This window comes from Flavobacterium rhizophilum (assembly GCF_046000485.1).
Classification (GTDB): Bacteria; Bacteroidota; Bacteroidia; order Flavobacteriales; family Flavobacteriaceae; genus Flavobacterium; species Flavobacterium rhizophilum.
This window is the reverse complement of the sequence record NZ_JBELQB010000012.1, coordinates 50089-70815: the sequence shown is the minus strand read 5'-3', so window position 1 is coordinate 70815 and position 20727 is coordinate 50089. Positions and strand designations below refer to the sequence as shown.

The 20727-nt window shown below is 37.5% G+C and carries 18 protein-coding genes; 8 read left to right on the top strand and 10 right to left on the bottom strand.

Features of this window, described 5'->3' with window-relative positions:
• Positions 1 to 2 precede the first annotated feature (2 nt).
• Genes ABS768_RS14685 through ABS768_RS14670 form a run of 4 tightly spaced genes read right to left on the bottom strand, consistent with a single transcriptional unit; the run spans position 3 to position 3918 of the window.
• On the bottom strand, positions 3 to 449 hold the full coding sequence (locus ABS768_RS14685) for an LNS2 domain-containing protein (protein WP_408075702.1): 447 nt from the start codon (positions 447 to 449) through the stop codon (positions 3 to 5).
• Complete coding sequence (locus ABS768_RS14680) at positions 449 to 1777, bottom strand: 4Fe-4S dicluster domain-containing protein (protein ID WP_408075700.1); 1329 nt, start codon at positions 1775 to 1777, stop codon at positions 449 to 451. Before ABS768_RS14680 ends, ABS768_RS14685 begins: the two co-directional genes overlap by 1 nt.
• A gap of 40 nt (positions 1778 to 1817) precedes the next feature.
• Positions 1818 to 2759, bottom strand: a complete 942-nt coding sequence (locus ABS768_RS14675; RefSeq protein ID WP_408075699.1) for an MlaD family protein — start codon at positions 2757 to 2759, stop codon at positions 1818 to 1820.
• 58 nt (positions 2760 to 2817) lie between these two features.
• Entirely contained in the window at positions 2818 to 3918 is a 1101-nt protein-coding gene (locus ABS768_RS14670) for an N-acetylmuramoyl-L-alanine amidase family protein (protein WP_408075698.1), read from the bottom strand.
• Between the two features lie 175 nt (positions 3919 to 4093).
• Here ABS768_RS14670 and ABS768_RS14665 point away from each other — a divergent pair, with 175 nt between their 5' ends.
• Positions 4094 to 6745: a putative LPS assembly protein LptD gene (locus ABS768_RS14665; RefSeq protein WP_408075696.1), complete on the top strand. Its 2652-nt coding sequence runs from the start codon at positions 4094 to 4096 to the stop codon at positions 6743 to 6745.
• A gap of 74 nt (positions 6746 to 6819) precedes the next feature.
• Positions 6820 to 7200, top strand: a complete 381-nt coding sequence (locus ABS768_RS14660; RefSeq protein ID WP_408075695.1) for a RidA family protein — start codon at positions 6820 to 6822, stop codon at positions 7198 to 7200.
• On the opposite strand, the gene ABS768_RS14655 is transcribed toward ABS768_RS14660, so the two are convergent.
• The 5 genes from ABS768_RS14655 to ABS768_RS14635 all read right to left on the bottom strand — a co-directional run bounded on the left by ABS768_RS14655 (position 7181) and on the right by ABS768_RS14635 (position 15258).
• Complete coding sequence (locus ABS768_RS14655) at positions 7181 to 7555, bottom strand: methylglyoxal synthase (protein ID WP_408075694.1); 375 nt, start codon at positions 7553 to 7555, stop codon at positions 7181 to 7183. The two genes, ABS768_RS14660 and ABS768_RS14655, sit on opposite strands and share 20 nt — an antisense overlap.
• Positions 7556 to 7573: 18 nt before the next feature.
• The gene (locus tag ABS768_RS14650) at positions 7574 to 8422 is read right to left on the bottom strand and encodes an N-acetylglucosamine kinase (RefSeq protein WP_408075692.1); all 849 of its coding nucleotides are present in this window, start codon (positions 8420 to 8422) and stop codon (positions 7574 to 7576) included.
• A gap of 148 nt (positions 8423 to 8570) precedes the next feature.
• Entirely contained in the window at positions 8571 to 9572 is a 1002-nt protein-coding gene (gene gap, locus ABS768_RS14645; RefSeq protein WP_408075691.1) for a type I glyceraldehyde-3-phosphate dehydrogenase, read from the bottom strand.
• A 48-nt stretch (positions 9573 to 9620) separates the two neighbouring features.
• Positions 9621 to 10607 carry a 6-phosphofructokinase gene (pfkA, locus tag ABS768_RS14640; RefSeq protein ID WP_408075689.1) on the bottom strand — a complete coding sequence of 329 codons (987 nt, stop codon included), beginning with the start codon at positions 10605 to 10607 and terminating at the stop codon, positions 9621 to 9623.
• A gap of 199 nt (positions 10608 to 10806) precedes the next feature.
• Positions 10807 to 15258: a translocation/assembly module TamB domain-containing protein gene (locus ABS768_RS14635; protein ID WP_408075688.1), complete on the bottom strand. Its 4452-nt coding sequence runs from the start codon at positions 15256 to 15258 to the stop codon at positions 10807 to 10809.
• 180 nt (positions 15259 to 15438) lie between these two features.
• Here ABS768_RS14635 and tsaD point away from each other — a divergent pair, with 180 nt between their 5' ends.
• Genes tsaD through ABS768_RS14620 form a run of 3 tightly spaced genes read left to right on the top strand, consistent with a single transcriptional unit; the run spans position 15439 to position 17570 of the window.
• Entirely contained in the window at positions 15439 to 16461 is a 1023-nt protein-coding gene (tsaD, locus tag ABS768_RS14630) for a tRNA (adenosine(37)-N6)-threonylcarbamoyltransferase complex transferase subunit TsaD (RefSeq protein WP_035133636.1), read from the top strand.
• 1 nt (position 16462) lies between these two features.
• Positions 16463 to 17170, top strand: coding sequence for a 16S rRNA (uracil(1498)-N(3))-methyltransferase (locus ABS768_RS14625; RefSeq protein ID WP_408075686.1), 708 nt, complete (start codon positions 16463 to 16465; stop codon positions 17168 to 17170).
• Positions 17171 to 17213: 43 nt separating this feature from the next.
• On the top strand, positions 17214 to 17570 hold the full coding sequence (locus tag ABS768_RS14620) for a DUF2200 domain-containing protein (RefSeq protein WP_408075684.1): 357 nt from the start codon (positions 17214 to 17216) through the stop codon (positions 17568 to 17570).
• A gap of 5 nt (positions 17571 to 17575) precedes the next feature.
• Here ABS768_RS14620 and ABS768_RS14615 read toward each other — a convergent pair whose 3' ends face one another.
• Positions 17576 to 18181, bottom strand: a complete 606-nt coding sequence (locus ABS768_RS14615; RefSeq protein WP_408075683.1) for a hypothetical protein — start codon at positions 18179 to 18181, stop codon at positions 17576 to 17578.
• A 245-nt stretch (positions 18182 to 18426) separates the two neighbouring features.
• Between ABS768_RS14615 and ABS768_RS14610 the strand changes: the two genes are divergently transcribed.
• From ABS768_RS14610 to ABS768_RS14600, 3 genes are read left to right on the top strand one after another with little or no spacing between them, the layout of a single operon-like run.
• Positions 18427 to 19065 (top strand): DUF4159 domain-containing protein, encoded by a 639-nt coding sequence (locus tag ABS768_RS14610; protein WP_408075682.1) that lies wholly within the window; start codon positions 18427 to 18429, stop codon positions 19063 to 19065.
• Positions 19065 to 19574 (top strand): TrmH family RNA methyltransferase, encoded by a 510-nt coding sequence (locus ABS768_RS14605; protein ID WP_408075681.1) that lies wholly within the window; start codon positions 19065 to 19067, stop codon positions 19572 to 19574. The genes ABS768_RS14610 and ABS768_RS14605 overlap by 1 nt, the downstream gene beginning before the upstream one ends.
• Before the next feature lie 60 nt (positions 19575 to 19634).
• A complete protein-coding gene (locus tag ABS768_RS14600) occupies positions 19635 to 20726 on the top strand; it encodes an AI-2E family transporter (protein WP_408075679.1) in 1092 nt (363 codons plus the stop codon).
• The last annotated feature ends 1 nt before the right edge of the window (position 20727 follow it).

The following is a 20727-nucleotide window of genomic DNA, read 5'->3' as shown; positions in this document are numbered from 1 at the left end:
TCTTATTCGTGTTTGCCATCATCAAAAACCTGGATGGTAACTTCTTTTTCTACTAAATCTGTAAATTTTCCTCTGTAACGTGTAGCCTTAACAAGGTGGTTATCTATCCAGTGATAGTTACCTCCCCTTGGTTTGCCCATTAGCATACCGTGGTATTTAAAGCCGTGTTTTTTTAACCATTCTTCGGTTACGGAACGATGCTCTTCGGTACGTGATGTGAAAAAGAAAATCACGTGTCCTTCATCATACCATTTATTAAGGGTAACTAAAGCATCCGGATACACCTCGGCAGTTGCCATTCTTTCAGGCTCTTCATTAGGTATATCATCACAAATAGTACCATCAATATCAATAAGATAGTTTTTTATATCCGGAGGAAGTACCGGACTCAAATGCTCTCCATTAATAGTTAACGGGAGTAAATTTTTGTCTATTTCTTCTTTTTTCATTATGCTTCGTCTTTCCAGTTTAACCTATCCATCTGGCTGTATTGCCATGGCGCACCGTTGTTCTCCACATTGGTCATCATATTGTTAAGCTCTGTTGGCGCAGCGCTTTGTTCCATTACAAGATACCTTCTCATATCCATGATAATAGAAAGAGGGTCTATGTTAACAGGGCAGGCTTCAACACAACCGTTACAGCTAGTACAAGCCCAAAGTTCTTCCTGAGTAATATAGTCATTAAGTAATGATTTACCATCATCTATAAATGTACCGTTATTAGCATCGATATTCTTACCTACTTCTTCTACCCTGTCTCTTGTATCCATCATAATCTTTCTTGGCGAAAGTTTCTTGCCTGTAAGGTTTGCAGGACATGAAGAGGTACATCTACCACACTCGGTACAGGTATAGGCATTCATTAACTGAACCCAGTTTAAATCCTGTACATCGCTCGCACCAAACTTAACCGGAGCCTCGGCAGCATCCCCTGCAGGAGCAGCAAACGGATCAGCATTAGGGTCCATCATCAGCTTAACCTCATTAGTAACCGATTCCAGGTTATCAAACTGCCCTTTAGGTTTAAGGTTGGCATAAAATGTATTAGGGAAAGCTAATAGTATATGTAAGTGTTTAGAGAAATAAAGGTAATTCATAAATATAAGAATACCTGTAATGTGCATCCACCATGCAGCTCTTTCGATAATCATTACAGTACCTTGGCTCATTCCATTGAATATTGGCTCTATGAACTGAGATATTGGGAACGAACCTGCAACAATATAATGCTCGGCACCTGCCATTTGCAAATGATAATCGGCAGCATTCATAGTAAGGAACAATAACATTAGTACCGTTTCAAAGTAAAGGATAATATTACCGTCACTTTTAGGCCAGCCTTTAAGGTCACCATGAGCAAAACGCCATAGCTTAATTATGTTTCTCCTGATATAGAATATTGTAACAGAAACAATAACACCCAGTGCCAGTATCTCAAAAAATCCTATAAGTATATTGTAAAAGCCTCCCATAAATGAGAATAGCCTGTGGGTACCAAAAATACCGTCTATAATAATTTCTAAAAGTTCAATATTTATAACAACAAACCCCACATAAACGATAATGTGCAATATACCGGCAACCGGCCTTCTAACCATTTTAGATTGCCCAAGGGCTATTCTTGTCATGTTAGCCCAGCGTTCCTTAGGGTTATCGGTACGATCTATATCCCTGCCCAGTTTAATATTCCTGATCAGTTTTTTTATATTACGCGCAAAATAACCAAAGCCTGCGGCAAGTATAAGTACAAAAAGTATATTGTCTATATAGCTCATGTTATTGTAGGGTGATTATGTTATATATACCTTATTTCCTTTATTCTTTTGTTTCGTTGTAAGGCGTTGCTTTCTTTCCGAAAACTGAGAAATGCACATAGCGTTTCGGGTTGTTTTTAAAGTCGGCAAGCAGCTCTTTAAGTTCGTTTGAGGCATCTGTAAGGTTATTATACATGGCCTCATCTTTCATCAGTTTACCTAATGTACCTTTACCTGCCTGTACATCGGCAAGCATTTTATCTACATTATCAAGTGAGTTTTCCAGTTTTCTTACTGCCTCACCTATGTTTGCATTATTAATAGTGTCACTAATTTTAGCGAAGTTTGCCGAAGCCGTTTCCATATTGGTAAGTGTACCATTGATTTTAGACTTATTTTCAGACAACATCCCGTTAAGCGTGTGTGAAGCATCGTTAAACTGCTCCATAGTCTGCCTCATCTCTGCAATAGCTATTCTTAGGTTATTTTGTGTCTTTTGGTCCATAACCTGGTTAATGCTTGTTAAAAGACTATCAGCACTTACCACTGTAGCCTCCACCTTGCTTTGAAGCGGCCCCAGTTTTTCGGTTACCATATCAATAGTACCCGGCTCTACTCCTGCTGTAAGAAAATCTCCGTTTTCGGCAGCTACAGGATTGTTCATATCCGGCGCTATAGCAATTTTTCTCCCTGCAATTAAGCCTGGTGAATACAAAACGGCACGACTGGTTTTTGAAATAGGAAAATCAGTATCTACCTGCATTTCTACTTTAAGTTTACCGGTTTCTTTATCTATTGTTATACCATGCACCTTACCTACAGCAAGGCCGTTTATAGTTACCTGTGCAGAAGGAGATAAATCTTCTACATTATCATATACAACATAATATGTTTTGTAAGAATTAAACAAATCCTTACCGTTTAAGAAGCTAAAGCCCCAAATAAACAATAAAACAGCACCTATAACTAATATTGCCGTTTTAACTTCTCTCGTTACTTTCAAAACTGATTATTTTAATAAAAAACAAATGTAGGATAAATAAATAATTTTAATGCTAATTTTATTTTAAAGCTTCACTAACAGATATCTTTTTACCATCCTTAAAGGCTACTAAAAATGCATCTTTATACCCCTTATCCTTAGCTTCACTCAACAGGTTTTTAGCCTCATTATAATCGGAAACCTCTCCATAATAATAGCGTACCATTTTACCATCTTTAAGCTTACTTATATTGTTAAGTCCTTTAAAGTTAGATGGTGTAGTAGCAAGATCTGTAGTGCTTGCAGAAATCTGGACCTTAAACACAGCCCCATTTTTAGCTGGTTGCGGAGTGGTTTTCACACTATCGTTATCATTACTTTTAGGAGCAGTTTTTACTAACGAACTACCGCCTGAAGAAAAATGTTCTTTTTTATATTTGATTATACTTTTTGCAATAGATTCTGCCATATCTTTTTTTCCTTTATCAGAATTAAGATATGCCCCTTCTGATTTATAGGATATAAATCCCATTTCAATTAATATACCCGGCATAGCTATACCATGAAGCACCCAAAAAGGAGCATCTTTAACTCCCCTGTCATTACGCTTTAAACCACTTGTAAAACCCTGTTGTACTGCAACAGCAGCTTCAAAGCTTTCCTGCCTGTATGCTTCCTGCATCAGCTTAATAGCAATAAGAGTTTCGGGATTATTAGGGTCAAAATTTTTATACACCTCTTTATTATCTTCCAGGTCTACCACAGCATTCTCCTTTTTTGCCACCTCAAGGTTAGAAGCGTTTTTGGTTAAACCCATAATAAAAGTCTCAGCTCCGTGTGCTGTCCTTTTAGCCTCGGCATTACAGTGAATAGAAACAAACAGGTTTGCATCGGCCTTATTGGCAATCATCGGCCTATCCTTAAGTTCTATAAATACATCTGTTTTACGGGTGTATATAACCTCTATATCACTTTCTTTCTCCAGTATTTTTCCTACTTTCAAAGCGACATCAAGTACAATATTTTTTTCTATATATCCACCATAGCTGGCACCATAGTCTTTACCCCCGTGGCCTGCATCAAGTACAACTTTAAATTTTTGGCTTCCCTGTCCGTAACCGGTTGTAAACACCATTATAAACAGAAATAGCCCAAGCATTTTTTTTATGTCCCCTTTCATTATCTTCTTGTTATTGTTCAGCTTAGGTTTATAATAAGATTTAGCAATTTTTTTTGGCAAAATTATTGTATGTTTGACACTTCAAAAAGTAAGCCATATTTTTACAAAAATAGCATTAAAACCGTTGCGCACAAACTTATTTCATATCGTTTTATCAGTAATTTTCCTAACAGTTATGAGTTGGAATTCTCATGCACAGGAAATTCGTAAAGAAGGAAAAGAGATACCTGCTGAAAATAAGGAAACTACCGAAATAGCTGAACCTAAACCTGATGACACTCTTAAAGTATTAATACAGGAGCCCGTTAAAGCGGTTGAAAACGATACTAATAAGAAAAACGGCGCAATTAATGACATTATTAAACGTAAAGCTTCAAAATATGAGGGGTACGACATGCGTACCAATATAGGTACCCTTTATGATAATGCCGAAATTGAGTATCAGGATATGCAGCTTAAAGCAGGTGTTATTAAGTACAATAAGGTTACCAATGAGGTTTTTGCCGGACGAATGAAAGACTCTACCGGAGCATATTCTCAATACCCTTACTTTAAACAGGGCAGTCAGGTTATTGAAGCCGATTCTATACACTTTAACACAATTACTAAAAAAGCACGTGTTTGGAATACCCGAACAGACCAGGGTGAATTTAGGGTTAAAGGCGAAATCACAAAAAAGGAAAACGACTCCACATACTACATAAAAAATGCCCATTTTACCACTTCTAAAGACATAGAAAATCCGGATTATGAATTTAGAACTGATAAAATTAAGCTAGTTCCTAATAAAAAAGTTGTTGTTGGGACAACAGTAATGTGGATTCAGGATGTACCTACCCCCATTATACTCCCTTTTGGTTATTTCCCAATGACAAAAGAAGCCGAATCCGGCTTTATAGTACCAACTTTTGGAGACAATAACAATCAGGGATACTTTTTACAAAACGGTGGTTACTATTTTGCTATAAGCGATTATATGGACTTAGCCGTTACGGGTGACTACTATACAAACGGAAGTTACGGTTTAAGAGGACAGTCAAACTACGCTAAACGATATAAATTCAGGGGTAATGTAAATGTGCGTTTTGAAAATATTGTGCAAAGTGAACGCGGTTTCCCCGATTATTCTCGGGCAAGACAATACAATATACAGTGGTCGCACAGTCAGGACTCAAAAGCAAATCCAAACTCTAGGTTTTCTGCGAGTGTCAACTTAGGTAGTAGCCAGTACTTCAGGCAGTCGTTAAATACGGTAAACGTTGGCTCGAGTCTTAACAATACCCTGAGTTCGTCTATAAGTTATTCTAAAACGTTCCAAACCGTACCGCAGGTAAACATGTCGCTAACGGCAAGGCATTCTCAAAATACCAATACCGAAACCATTACAATGAGCCTTCCTACACTACAAGCCAGTGTAGACAGGATATTCCCGTTTGCATCGGCAGACGAACCTAAAAAAGGCTTTATTAAAAACATTAACCTTCAATATAACCTTAGAGGTGAAAACAGCGTAAACACTACCGACTCCCTTTTCTTTAAACCTCAAATGTTTAAAGATATGAGAACAGGTTTACAACATAGTATACCTATAAGTACCAACTTTAAGGTGTTTAAATATTTTAGTGTTTCTGCTGGTACAAACTTTCAGGAAACATGGGTATTGAATACCATTAACAGAGAATATAACTTTACCAGTGGTAAAGTAGAAACGACAGATCTTAAAGGTTTTGATTCGTACAGAACTTATAATTTTACCTCAAGTATAGGTACAACTATTTATGGTACGTTTAACTTTAACCCAGATGGTAAAATACAGGCAATACGCCACGTAATAAGACCATCGGTATCTTACAACTATACTCCTTCTTTCGATCAGTATTATGACACTTACAATACTGATGCAACACAAAATGAAAATTACGAAAAATATTACAGCCGTTTTGAGGGTGGTCTTTTTGGTGCTCCGGGCAGAAACACCTCAAACAGTATAGGACTTGGTGTTAATAATACCTTTGAAGCTAAAATGCGAAATGATGATGAAACATCAGACGAGCCTAAAAAAGTAATGCTGCTTAACAACCTTAATTTCACAACAAACTATAACATTGCTGCCGATTCTCTTGCATGGTCACCTTTAAGAATAACCGGTGGTACAGCGCTATTTAATCAAAAACTTAACGTGAACTTTGGTGCCTCTCTGGATCCTTATGCCTTAGACAATAGCGGAACCAGAATAGATACTTACAATATTAACAATGGTGGTAGTCTTTTTAGGTTAACAAATGCTAACCTTACATTAGGATATTCGTTTACAAGCCGTGGTGATTCGGGCTCTAAAAAGAACTCTGATAATCAAACAGCACGTAACGGTGGTCGTGAGGATGACCTTTTTGGTACAGGTACCGATATGGGCGACCAGAGACAAAGTATGTTTAGTGAAGACGAAGAAGATAAACCCGATAAAGCCGGGGGAACATTTTTTAATGCCGTTATCCCTTTTGATTTAAGACTTGCCTATTCACTTAATTACAATAACAGCAGGAGACAAAAGGAAATTACGGGTAATTCCCTAATGGTATCGGGTAATATAGATATTACTCCTAAATGGAAAATGGGCTTTTCTACCGGTTACGACTTTGTAAACAACGGTATAACATTTACTCAGCTTCGATTTGAACGCGATCTTTCCAGCTGGCGTATGGACTTTAACTGGGTCCCTAACGGATACAATAAATACTGGAGTTTCTTTATCGGTATTAAGTCATCAGTACTTAGCGATATTAAATGGGATAAACGCCAGGTACCAGACAGAACCGTAGGTAACTAATTAAGTTTTTATAATAATTAACTTTACTGCAAAAACCTTAAATCTGAAAAGCAGATTTAGCATTACCATATAGTATGAAAAAAATAATTTTTACAGATAAGGCACCTGCTCCTATAGGACCTTACAATCAGGCTGTACTAAGCGGCGATACACTTTACACATCAGGACAAATTGCCATTAACCCTGCAAACGGAGAACTGGTACTTGATGATATTGAAACTGAAACCAAACAGGTAATGGAGAACATGAAAGCGGTTCTTGAAGCGGCTGACATGACTTTTAGCGACGTGGTTAAGTCTACTATCTTTATTAGTGATATGAATAACTTCGGAAAAATAAACGGCGTATACAGCACTTATTTTGACGAAAAAACGGCACCTGCCAGAGAAACTGTTCAGGTAGCATGCCTTCCAAAAAATGTTAACGTAGAAATTTCTATGATTGCTGTGAAATAGCCTGTAAAAGTAGTTCTGCCGTGGCAGAATTTGTTGCAAGCGGCACATTGTGCACATCACACACACGTATAAGCATATTTATATCCGCTTCGTGAGCATGACTCGCAAGCGGATCTTTAAAAAAGAAAACCATTTGTGTTTTCCCTTCGGCTACCCTGGCGGCAATTTGAGCGTCGCCGCCCAGTGGTCCCGAAAGCATCTTATTTACTTTAAACCCGGCTTTTTCTGCCTTACTGCCCGTAGTACCTGTTGAAACAAGTTGTATATGCTCTTTATCCAAAAGAGGTTTATTCTTGTTTAAAAACTGTACCATTTCGGCTTTCATACCGTCGTGAGCAATAATAGCAATTTCCATAGTATAGAGTATATATTGTTAGTTTAACTTATGGTATTCAATAAGACCATCTATAGGTCTTCTCAATACATTACCAAGTTTAAGTCCGTTTTTAGATAATACCTCACCAAGTTCGGTTTTCAGGTAAAATGCAATCGAACCAACAAAGTGTACAGGCACTTCATGTGCATTGTCATACTGAGTGATATAGCAATCTACGAAAGTTTGCATTGCTTCAAAAATAATCCCTTTTATGAAACTATCATCCTTATGTTGAATTAAAAACTTAGCAAAAGTAGCAAGGTAAGCATTTGGATTTGGCTCCTTGTACAGGTTATGCTTAATTACATCCGGATCAAGGTTATATTCTGAAGCGAACAGTTTTGCTAGGTTTTCCGGCATTTTATTAAAATAATAAGCACGAATAAGATCCCTTCCAAAACGGTTACCACTACAGTCGTCCATAGCGATATAACCTAAAGACTGTACTTTTTGATGAAGTACTTCACCATCAAAGTAACTACAGTTAGAACCTGTACCTAATATACAAACAATAGATTTTTCTTTTGAAGGATTTGTTGCATAGGCAGCAGCATAAGTATCTTCCTGTACAGACACTTCGGCATTTGGAAAAAATTCAACAAATATCTCTGTCATAAATTTTTTCATCCTGTCTGTACCACAACCGGCACCATAAAAATATAAATGAGTTACATCTTTACGATTGTTAGAAATATCAAAGCGGGCCTCAAGCCTTTGTATGGCTTCTTCCTTACCAATAACCTCAGGACTCAGTCCTAAAGTCTGCGTTGTAAAAAGCCGATTGCCATTATCATCAAGAGCAATCCAGTCGGCTTTTGTAGCACCGCTGTCTACTAGTAATTTCATCTTTAAAAATTAAGTGTGTTTTGAGTTAAGTTTGAGTTTTGTTATTATGTACTCAGCGTACCTTATATTAAAATAGCGTTAAGTTTATGCTTGTAAAAATAAAAAAATCCCGTCTTTATCTTAAAAAGACGGGATAATATAAAAGTTATTACAACGAAGCAACGTGTACAGAAAGATCTATAAGCTTGCTTGAGTAACCATATTCGTTATCATACCATGATACAAGCTTAAAGAAAGTAGAGTTAAGACCAATACCGGCTTTAGCATCTACAATGCTTGTTCTTGAATCACCAATGAAATCCTGAGAAACTACATCATCTTCAGTGAAACCAAGTATACCTTTAAGGTCAGTTTCTGAAGCGTTTTTAAGTACACTCATAATTTCTTCGTAAGTAGTTTCTTTTTTAAGTTTAACTGTAAGGTCAACTACCGATACGTCTGCAGTTGGAACACGCATAGACATACCTGTAAGTTTCCCGTTAAGTTCCGGTATTACCTTACCTACTGCCTTAGCAGCACCTGTACTTGCAGGGATAATGTTAAGTAAAGCAGCTCTACCACCACGGAAGTCTTTTTTTGAAGGACCATCTACAGTAAGCTGAGTAGCTGTAGTAGCGTGAATAGTTGTCATTAATCCTTCTTCAATACCAAAGTTATCGTTCATTACTTTAGCAAGAGGAGCTAAACAGTTAGTAGTACAAGATGCGTTTGAAACTATCTTATCGTTAGCTGTTACTTTATCGTGGTTAACACCCATTACAAACATAGGAGCATCTGCAGACGGAGCCGAGATAACTACCTTTTTAGCACCACCGTCAAGGTGAGCCTGAGCTTTCTCTAATGTGGTAAATATACCTGTACATTCTGCAACTACATCAACACCGGCTTCATTCCATTTAAGAGTAGAAGGATCTTTCTCTGCAGTTACACGTATGTGTTTACCGTTCACATAAAGGTTACCGTCTTTAACTTCAACTGTTCCTTTAAAGTTACCGTGAACTGAATCATATTTTAAAAGATATGCTAAGTGATCAACATCAAGAAGATCGTTTATAGCTACTACTTCAACATTATCGCGGTTAATAGTTTCACGAAAGACGATGCGGCCGATCCTTCCGAAACCATTAATTCCTAATTTTACTGTTGCCATTTTTAATTAAATTGTTTTTTTGTTGTTTATAGATACACTTATTATTAATTATATCGAAACAATATCCGATACTTTAATTAATTCTTTATCAATATGAGATTTACCTTTAACAGCCATATCCAGCGGTGTAAGTTCAATCTCATCTTTAATAAGGCCTACCATATAATTTGATTTGCCTTCAAGCAGCGTTTCTACAGCTTTTACACCTAACCTGCTCGCCAGTACCCTGTCAAAGCATGATGGCGAACCACCGCGCTGCATGTGCCCCAGTATAGATACACGAACATCGTACTCAGGCATATTTTCCTCAACGTAATCTTTAAGTTCAAATACGTTTTTACCAATCTTATCTCCCTCTGCCACTATTACAAGGCTTGAAGATTTACCCGATGCCTTACTTTTCCTTAAAGAATCCAATAGCCTGTCAAGCCCCATATCTTCTTCCGGAATAAGTATTTCCTCGGCACCTGCACCAATACCTGCGTTAAGGGCAATGTGACCTGCGTCACGCCCCATAACCTCAACAAAGAAAAGCCTGTTGTGAGAACTCGCTGTATCCCTGATTTTATCAATCGCTTCTACAACGGTGTTAAGTGCGGTATCATAACCAAGAGTGTGGCTTGTACCATAAATATCGTTATCAATGGTACCCGGTATACCTATTACAGGGAAGTTATACTCGTCGTTAAAAATAAGTCCTCCGGTAAAACTACCGTTACCACCTATAACTACAAGAGCATCAATATTATTATTTACTAGATTTTCGTGAGCTTTTTTACGGCCTTCAGGAGTCATAAACTCTTTAGACCTTGCCGATTTAAGGATAGTCCCTCCTTTATTAATAATGTTATTTACACTACGGGCACCCATTTCTTTAAAATCTCCTTCAATCATTCCCTGGTAACCTCGGTAAATACCGGTACATTCTATATTATGATATGCGCACGCCCTAACAACGGCTCTGATGGCGGCATTCATTCCTGGTGAATCACCACCCGATGTAAGCACACCTATTTTTTTAATATTAGTAGACATTTTTTAGTATTTAATTGTAAAACTAACAATTTCATACCATTATTTCACTATAATATATATTATATTATTAAATACGCAAGATTTCAATCGTTTTCGTTAATAAGTTTTTTTAGATTTCAACATTACGAAAATGAAAAAAGCGGATAATTCTAAAAAATCATCCGCTTTTTACGAAATATAAAATTTTATGGAAGAAAAATTACATACCATAGGGATCAGGTACCCTTTCAGGCTCTTTTTCTTCTACATTCGTTTTTTTCTTATTCTTATCCCTGTCGTTAATGAACTGAATATATTCAGGACTCATTTCTGAATCTGGTATGTCATTAGAATTATTATCGTCGCCCGATTTTTTTACCTGAGGGCTAAATATCTTTTTCCATAATTCACTAAACGTATTAAACCCTACCGAATAACTTATACCTACCCCTTGGGTATAACCTATACCTTCCCCTAGGAAGTTAATATCGTTTTCCCTGTTAAATACACGGGCTTTAAGGCTACCATCGTCATTAAGGCGTAACTGTACCTCAACATTACCTGCAATTACCGATTCGTTTACCCCTCCTACAGGCACACCCAACTGACCATTAATGGTAATCCTGTCGTTTATCTGGCTGTTAAGGGTTAATCCAAGTGTAGAATACGTATCAGCATACGGGTTACGTTCGGCTCCGTTATACCTAAAGTCTACATTAATTTTACTGTTATCCTCCTTAAAAAGGTTACTAAACATACCACTGGCTGTTTCGGTTAATGCACCATAAGCATTTACACTACTCGGACTAATAAAGCTTCCTGTGGTTAGTAATCCTAATGCCTGTGTTTTTCTGTTATTAGGGTCACTTAACCTGTAATCAAGATCGGCTTTCATTACAGAGTTTACATTAGGGAATTCTATATTAAACTCTGGGTCAAAATTCATTATATTACCCGTAAGCAGGGTAACCACATTGATTTGGATTTTACGGTTATATGCCGGATTCTCTAATAGTACCGATGGGTTTGCCCATGTTGTATATACAGCCTCTATATTAATACGTGCCCTGGTAGGGTCACCATCCCAAACAATGGTACCTCCCGGCCTTGCGGTAAAGGTTTTATCAAATATCCCTCCGTACTTAAAGAAGTATTTACCTTTAGTTACAGAGAAATCTCCGTTCATATCAAATTTACCAAGCGTATTGATTTTAAGCAGTAATGTACCGTACCCCTGCGCCGAAAGACTGTGTCCGCTATCCTTATCAATAATAATATCAATGGTAGCATCGGGGGTAACATCAAAATCAAAATCCATCTCGATACCGTTAAAGGTCTTGGTTTTTACATAGGAACCGTTGTTAAGGTTATTTTTCTCTTCCGGACTGTAATAATGTATATAAGCAACATCTCCATCAGATGATTCGGTTGCATTGGTTATAGGTATCTTAATGTTTGTCCCTTTTTCTGATTTAGCGTTAGCTTTAATCACCAACGCATTTGTGGGTCCACTAATACTTGCCTTACCACTAATAAAGGCACGACCGTAAAACAGCGTTCCTTCACTATCTTCGGTGTCAAGTACCAATACATTATCAAGCGCCTGCAAATCGAGAGCCAGCTTCCAGTCTTTAAAATAAGTATGATTTATGTGCCCTCTAAGTATAGCTTTGGTATTAAATTTAGTATCTGTTAACTCCATATCCCTAAAGTATAGGGTATGCTCGGTAACATCTACTACGGCATTCTGTTCAAAATTATAATCGGTATTAAGATAGCCAACTTTAATCCCTCCGTTTTTCACATACAGCCTACCATCTATCTTTGGTTCTTTTGCCGGACCTGCAATGGTAGCCCTACCCGATGCCTGTCCCCTAATATCAGGAAATATGGATTTAAGGAATATCTCAAGCGGTTCTAAATCAAAATCACTAAACGTTGCATCAAGATCCATTTGTGTTTGCCCTTCAACAACATCCAGTGTACCTACGGTAAAGAAAGTTTCCTTATAATCTTTAACTATAGAGGTGTTAACCTTAAACTGCCTTAACGATTCGTTACCTACAACATCAAGACTAAGGTCTCCCAGCTTGTGTTTGTTTAGAGACAGTGTATCTATATTTATTTTTGCCGACGGCTCGTATAAGTTTTTCTTCTGTTTAAAGCTCACCTGCCCGTTAAGCTTACCACCAAAATCAAGGCTGTCAATACTTGGCGTTACCTTATGCAGATCTACATCCTTAAAACTTAATTTTAAATCTTTATAAGTAGAGTCCTTTATAACCCCTGCAAGCTCTACTTTTTGATTTTTGTGTGATAAAGCAATTTTATCAATAGTGAAATCGGTCAGCTTTTTATTGAATACAAGTTTATTGTCTCGTTTATCATCTTCATTAAGATACCACATGTACTCTTTAAAATTCACCTCTGATTTCTTTAAACCTACTACTGATCTGTTTTCCTCATCAATAGTGTGATACAGGTTAAGGTTAAAGAAATCCTGATTTTTATTACCGCCTTTAAATTCGGTTCTTACCTGTAGTGTATCGTTTTGAGTAATATTAATAAGTTCAAAATCAGAAATTTTATATCTCTTCACTCTCATGCTATCCACGTTTACATAAGCATTGTAAAGCGGATTCCTGTTATCTACATCCAGGTTAATATTATAGAAAACGTTTTTAAACGCCTCAATGTTTGGCGAATCAAAATCAAGTTTAAATATACCTTCATCTCCATTTATTCTTCCCTTTAAATGTGTATCCTTACTAATGGAAACTCCCGGCAACAGTATGCCTACAATCTTATCGTAAATATTAAAATGGAAATTTAAAAACTGTCCCGGTTTAATTTTATTTGGCGAATAGTTGGCATAAAGGCTACCCAATGCATTTTCTACCAAATCAGGTATTTCCTTTGTATAAAATTTACCTCTTATCCTACCTTCAATAATATCAGGTGAATTAATAGTAATTGTCCTTACAGCATCTTCATCAAAAACCGACTCTACCTCAAAATCTTCAAAAAAGTAATTACCATAGCTGTTTTGGTATGATAGCTGGGTTACTTCTAACTTACCGGCAAGATCGTCAAGATTATTACCTTTTGCCATAAAGTTAAAATCTCCTTTAAATATGGAAATAGTATCGTTTTTAACCAGTTTAAGCAAAGCTAAGTCGGCATAATCAACAATGGCATGGAAATCATACTCCTTCGTTTTTTTACTCATGTCTACAAGTCCGTTAAACGACATGCGTAAATTTTCATCATTACTGTTTACTATCCCTTTAAAGTATGGCCATTTCATACGGCCATTTATATCTACTTTTTTGTAGTTATAGCCGTTAAACACCATTTGTTTAATATCTCCCTTAACAATGGTATTAAGGGATTGCTTATTAAAACCCCTACCCTCTACTTCTAAATGAGCTGTAGTGCTTTTTAATCCTTTTTGATCAAACAGTCTCCCCAGGTTCAGTCTGTCGGTATCAATAGTACCTGTATAAGTAGCAATATCGGGGTTATTAAAATCTTTGATAGAAAGGTTTGTGGTTGCTTCTCCCAGTTCACTACCCATATACAGGTTAGTAGTAAGATCGGTTTTGGTAAGCACCACATTACCTGTTAGGTTAACCATACCAAGGTTTTCCAGTACCGGAGGCAAACTCTTACCCAATATTCTAGGCATTATATCCCTAAGGTGAAGATAGTTTGATGTGATTCGGTCAAAATCACCATTCATATAAAACCCCGGTCCCGTTTTATCAAACAGATTCCTGAAGTTTACCGTACCTATAATTTCCGACTGCTGTGCATCCAGCAGCTTTAGGTTGTATAATATAAAGTTGTTAAGCGGACCTTTTAGTGTGGTTGACAGATAGAACTTTTGATTCTCGCCAAACTCATCATAAAAATAATTAAGCTCGTTAGACGATACATTTGCCCTGTCTACCTTAAAGTCAAACTCTACCTGATTAAGGAAGTCGCGCATTTTCTCCCGGGTGTAGGTCAGGGTCACATCGCCTTTTAAGGCCGACTCTGCCGTTACAAGCTCCAGTTCTTTTAGTTTTATATTGGTTAAGGTATACGAGAACTGTGCCTTTAGGTTCTTCACAAAAAGCCCCCTGTGGTCCAGTAACGATAACTTTTGAATATCTGCCGATATATCACTCCCCTTAATATAGAAGTCTTTTAGTTCTCCGCTAAGTTTTTTAAAATCGAGTGCTTTTGGAGTATTGGTGTTTTCGTTGGTGAGACGGAATCTGCCGTTTTCAACATACACCTTACCTGATTTAAGCCTGAATTTACCCGATCCCGGTTTTCCATTATCAAACGATTTTACAAAAACATCAAGGCTTGAACTGTCTTCCCCCTTGTAGGTTTTCATGTGCACATTAAGGGCATCGGCTTTTATTTCTCCAAATTCAAGCCTGCTATTAGCTACATTTTTAAAGCTAAGGAGATTAGTTTGTAACCTGTTTGCCGATATAAGCGTATCATTATGGTGATCCATAATAAGTACCCCCTTAAGCTTAACACTACCAAAAATAGTTATGGCAATCTTATCTACAGTAATATGGGTTCCAAACTGTTTATTAAGGCTGTTAGTAGCAATGCGGCCTATTTGTGTTTGTACAAAAGGAAGCGATAACGCAATGGCGAGCAGTAACAAAAACAGGATTATTCCTATTATAGTACGAATAAGTATTTTTTTAAATTTTTTGATACTGCTATTTGTTTTAATTTTGCGTCTGAAAAGGGATTTGTGCAATTTACTGCAAAAGTAGGAATTTTTAACCTTTGTTTAAATTGCTTTAACCCAATTTTGTAATTCAAAATCCGTGCCTAAATTATGCAGGAAAAACCCACATATATATTAGCCATAGAAAGTTCGTGCGACGATACGGCTGCCGCTATATTAAAAAACGACAAAGTACTCTCTAATGTTGTGGCCAGACAGGCCGTGCACGAAGAATATGGCGGTGTAGTACCCGAACTGGCTTCGAGGGCTCACCAGCAAAACATTGTACCCGTTATAGACGTAGCTTTAAAAAAAGCCGGAGTGAAACGCGAAGAGCTATGTGCTGTGGCTTTCACACAGGGTCCCGGGTTAATGGGATCACTGCTTGTAGGTAGTTCATTTGCCAAGTCGATGGCTATGGCTTTAAACGTGCCTCTTATAGCGGTAAACCACATGCAGGCACATATACTTGCCCATTTTATTACCGAGGAAGGCTTTGATAAGCCTGAATTCCCTTTCCTGGCTATGACCATAAGCGGAGGACACACACAAATCGTTAAGGTAACCGATTATTTTACTATGGAAGTAATTGGCGAAACTACCGATGATGCCGTGGGTGAGGCTTTTGATAAAAGCGCCAAAATATTAGGACTGCCTTATCCGGGCGGACCGTTGATTGACAAGTATGCGCAGGAAGGTAATCCAAAAGCATTTCAGTTTACTAAACCAAAGGTGCCGGGACTTAATTTCAGTTTTAGCGGCCTGAAAACCCAAATCCTGTATTTTGTACAGAAACAAACTGCGGAAAATCCCAATTTTATTGAGGAAAACCTACAGGATATTTGCGCATCTATACAGTATACCATTATAAATATCCTTATGGATAAGATAAAACTTGCCGTTAAGGAAACCGGAATTAAAAGCGTTGCCATAGGCGGAGGGGTTTCGGCAAACAGCGGTATACGAAAAACCCTAAAGGATGCCGAAAAGAAATACGGATGGAAAACCTTTATTCCTAAATTTGAATATACTACAGACAATGCTGCCATGATAGGCATTGTAGGTTACCATAAATATCTTAAAAACCAGTTTAATGATGCCACTGTGGTATCTAAAGCAAGGATAGAACTTTAATATGCAGTTATTTTATACCCCACAGCTTACAGCAGAAGATACTTCTTTCTCTTTTGATAAGGACGAAAGCCGTCATATTGTTAAAGTATTACGCAAAAAAGAAGGCGATACCATTAACATTACCAATGGAGAAGGTATTTTATTTATTGCCGAAGTTGCTTTTGCCAACGAAAAAAAATGTGAGGTTAAAATAACCAAAAGGGAGTTTTTTGAACCTATACCCTATTACCTGCATCTTGCCGTAGCGCCTACCAAGATGAACGACCGCTATGAATGGTTTCTGGAAAAGGCAACCGAAATTGGTATCAACGAGATTACCCCTATTATTTGTGAGCACAGCGAACGTACCAATGTAAAGACCGACAGGTTTGAAAAAATACTGCATAGTGCCATGAAACAGTCGGTACAGTTTTATATGCCGAAACTAAACGAACCTATATCGTTTAACGATTTTGTGGAAGCTACCGAAAAGGACTGCAAGCTATACATAGCCCATTGTGAGGAAACCGAAAAGAAACTCCTTAAAAACGAGCTTTCCCCAAAGGAAAAGATTACCATACTTATAGGCCCCGAAGGCGATTTCTCTCCAAAGGAAATTCAGCTTGCCTTAAGCCGTGGTTTTATACCCATATCGTTGGGTAATACCCGCCTGCGTACCGAAACTGCTGCTGTAGTAGCCGCACACAGTGTAGCATTTGTAAATGAGTAGTTAAGTTTTTATATCTTAGCTTAAACAAGAAAACACATTCCAAATGAACGATAAGAACTACCAAAAGATACTTAAAATGTCGTTTGCAAGCGTATATCCTCATTATATAACCAAAGCTGAGAAAAAAGGACGTACTACACAAGAGGTGAACCAAATTATACATTGGCTAACAGGCTACGATGAAAAAACACTACAGCAACACCTCGATAATAAAACCAATTTTGAGGATTTTTTCACTCAGGCAACCATTAACCCAAACGCATCAAAAATTACAGGTGTAATTTGCGGTTACCGTGTTGAGGATATTGAAGTACCCCTAATGCAACAAATACGCTACCTTGACAAACTGATAGACGAACTGGCTAAGGGTAAGGCTATGGAGAAGATTTTGAGAGAGTAAACTATCTAATCGGTATCTGTTATATCAATAAACAGTAATTCATAATTTATTCTGTCAAACAATACCATTGAGTAATCCCATATAACATTATAAAACCACTCAGCCCTCGGGATTACGTTTACAGAGTCAAGCGTCACATCCTGAAACCTGTTTTGAAACTCACCCTCAATAAAGTTTAGCGTAGTTTGCCAGGCGGTGTGTTGATTAACACTGTTATAAGCCCCCCCCTTTCCCATAATTCTGGAAAGCATTCCCGGTAAATCATAAATATCACCCCAACTATTATAGCAGCTTATTCTTGGTTTATCTTCGGTTATCTCTAAATCTTCCCTGTAATTTTTTAAATCAGGGTGCTTAATAACATTCTTTAAAAATTTAATTTGATGCAATTTGTTGTTTTGCACAAACCATTTAAAATCATCATTACCTATAACTTTATACTTATGTAGTTGTACTCCGCCATTACAGTGGGTATAGTTTAAGGTATCCTCAAGTTTCTTTGCCTCTGCACTCCATTGGTCACAAGGCTCAAAACGAATGGTTTTCCATATTTTTGAAATCCTGTCGGCATCAGGCATTTCATCATTATTATTTATATGTAGATTACTCATTTATTTACCATTTTACAGTATGCAATATACTATAAACATTAATAAGAAGCTATGGCATTAGGCTCCGTGGCGTATAGAAAATTATGAATGAAGCGTTAAGAAGCATCCGCTGTTTGAGCGCAGCGAGTTCGGATGGTTTAGCTGAATGATATAATTTTTAGCCTAAGGAGTCATAGCCTTGACTTTTTGGTTCTTTTGTGTCAAGACAAAAGAACACTTAAACCAACTTTCCTTATATTTACATCATGAAAAAACTCCTTACACTACTATTGCTGTCCCCTGCACTGTTAATAGCGCAGGATATTGCGGTATTAAAATATTCGGGTGGTGGCGACTGGTATGGTAACCCAACATCGGTACCTAACCTTGCCAAATTTTGCAACCAGAACATCAATACCAAAATAAACACCAAAATAGCAACGGTAGAACCGGGAAGCCCTGATTTGTTTTCCTATCCCTTTATACACATGACGGGACACGGTAACGTGGTATTTAGCGATAATGATATTACCAACCTTCGCAATTACCTTACCTCGGGCGGTTTTTTACATATTGACGACAACTATGGTATGGATCAGTACATACGTAGAGAGATAAAACGTATTTTCCCTGATAAGGAACTGGTTAACGTACCCATAACACACGAAATATTTAAAGGTCCGTTTAACTTCCCTAACGGAATGCCTAAAATACACGAACACGATAACAAGCAACCCGATGCTTTTGGTATTTTTATAGAAGACAGGCTGGTATTACTGTACACTCATGAAACCGACCTTGGTGACGGATGGGAAGATCCCGAGGTGCACAACGACCCTAAGGAAGTAAGGGAAAAGGCGCTTAAAATGGGCGCTAATATCGTTAACTACGCTTTTAATAATTAATGTCGCAACAGCTTACCCACAACGAATCTGTTTTCAGTAAAAAAACATTTCCCGTAACACTGGTTTGCGATAATATTGTATTCCAGCCTAATATCGGTTCGCTGTTCCGTATAGCAGAGGCTTTCGGTGTAAGCGAAATTATTTTTGTAGGTGAAGATATTGCCCTTACCCCGCGCAAAATAAACCGGACTTCACGCAGTACGCACAATATGGTAAAGCACCGTGTTATCGAAAAAACCGAAGATGTTATTAACCTCATCTCCCAAACCGACAGCCACATTGTAGCACTGGAAATTACCAATAAGAGTATACCTCTTACCAAAGCACATTTTAGTACTGATAAACCAATTGTACTTATTGCCGGGAGCGAAATATCGGGCATTAGTGAAAGCTTCTTAAAGGTGGCGCATCAGGCAGTACATATAGAAATGTTTGGCGATAACAGCAGTATGAATGTAGTACAGGCTGTAGGCATAGCGCTATATGACATAACCTCAAAAATTGGTTAAAGGCTATCGGCATTAGGCTTTTTTTTCTTACATTCACGCTAACAAATCAATCATCAAACAATGATCACATCAAAAACTATAGCTAACGGTATTGTAAGGGCGGTACTTATACTGTCTGTAATCTTTTTAGCCCTGCTGTTTGTATACAAGATAAAACTGTTGTTTGTTTATCTCTTTATAGCTCTTATTGTAAGCCTTATAGCATCGCCGGTGATACACTTTTTGGAAAGGAGACTCAAGTTTAAGCACACACTTGCCGTGATAACTACACTTGCCTTTTTCCTGCTGTTACTAATTGGTTTTATAATGCTTTTTGTTCCGCTTATCATTACACAAAGCCACAACCTTTCCCTGCTTGATACAGCACAGCTGCAACAGGACCTCAACAGTGTGGTGATGCAGGTTAAAAGCTATTTTTCTGATTATAATATAGACACCAGTAAACTGATGAAAGAGGCAGACATTACATCAAGCATCAACTTTAAGTTCATACCAGATTTTATTAATTCACTGGTGGGAATACTTAGCGGATTTGGTGTGGGGTTGGCGTCTGTGCTGTTCATTACCTTTTTCTTTTTAAAGGACACCGAACTGTTTACTAAAAGTTTCAGGAAAATACTTCCGGACGAACACGAAGAAAAAATATTACATTCAATAGGTAAGGTAAATCATCTGTTAAGCCGTTATTTTATTGGACTTATACTGCAAATGAGCATATTGTTTGTAATGTACCTTATTGTACTGCTTATTTTTGGCGTTGAAAATGCCTTTATTATCGCCTTTATTACGGCATTGCTAAATATTATACCATACATTGGCCCGTTAATCGCTACCGTACTGGTTATAGTACTTACCATGCTGGGACACATAGGCCCAGAAACTCAGGGAGAAATGCTTTCTACAACCATTTATGTACTTATAGGGTATAGCATTGCTCAGGTAATAGATAACAATGTGAGTACGCCTCTTATATTTTCTAACAGCGTAAATTCGCATCCGTTGGAAATATTTATAGTAATTTTGGGCAGTGGTTTTGTTTTCGGGATACTGGGCATGATAATCGCCGTACCTATGTACACCATAATTAAAGTGGTTGCAAAAGAGTTTTTCCCACAAAACCCGATAGTAAAAATACTAACGAAAGATTTATAGT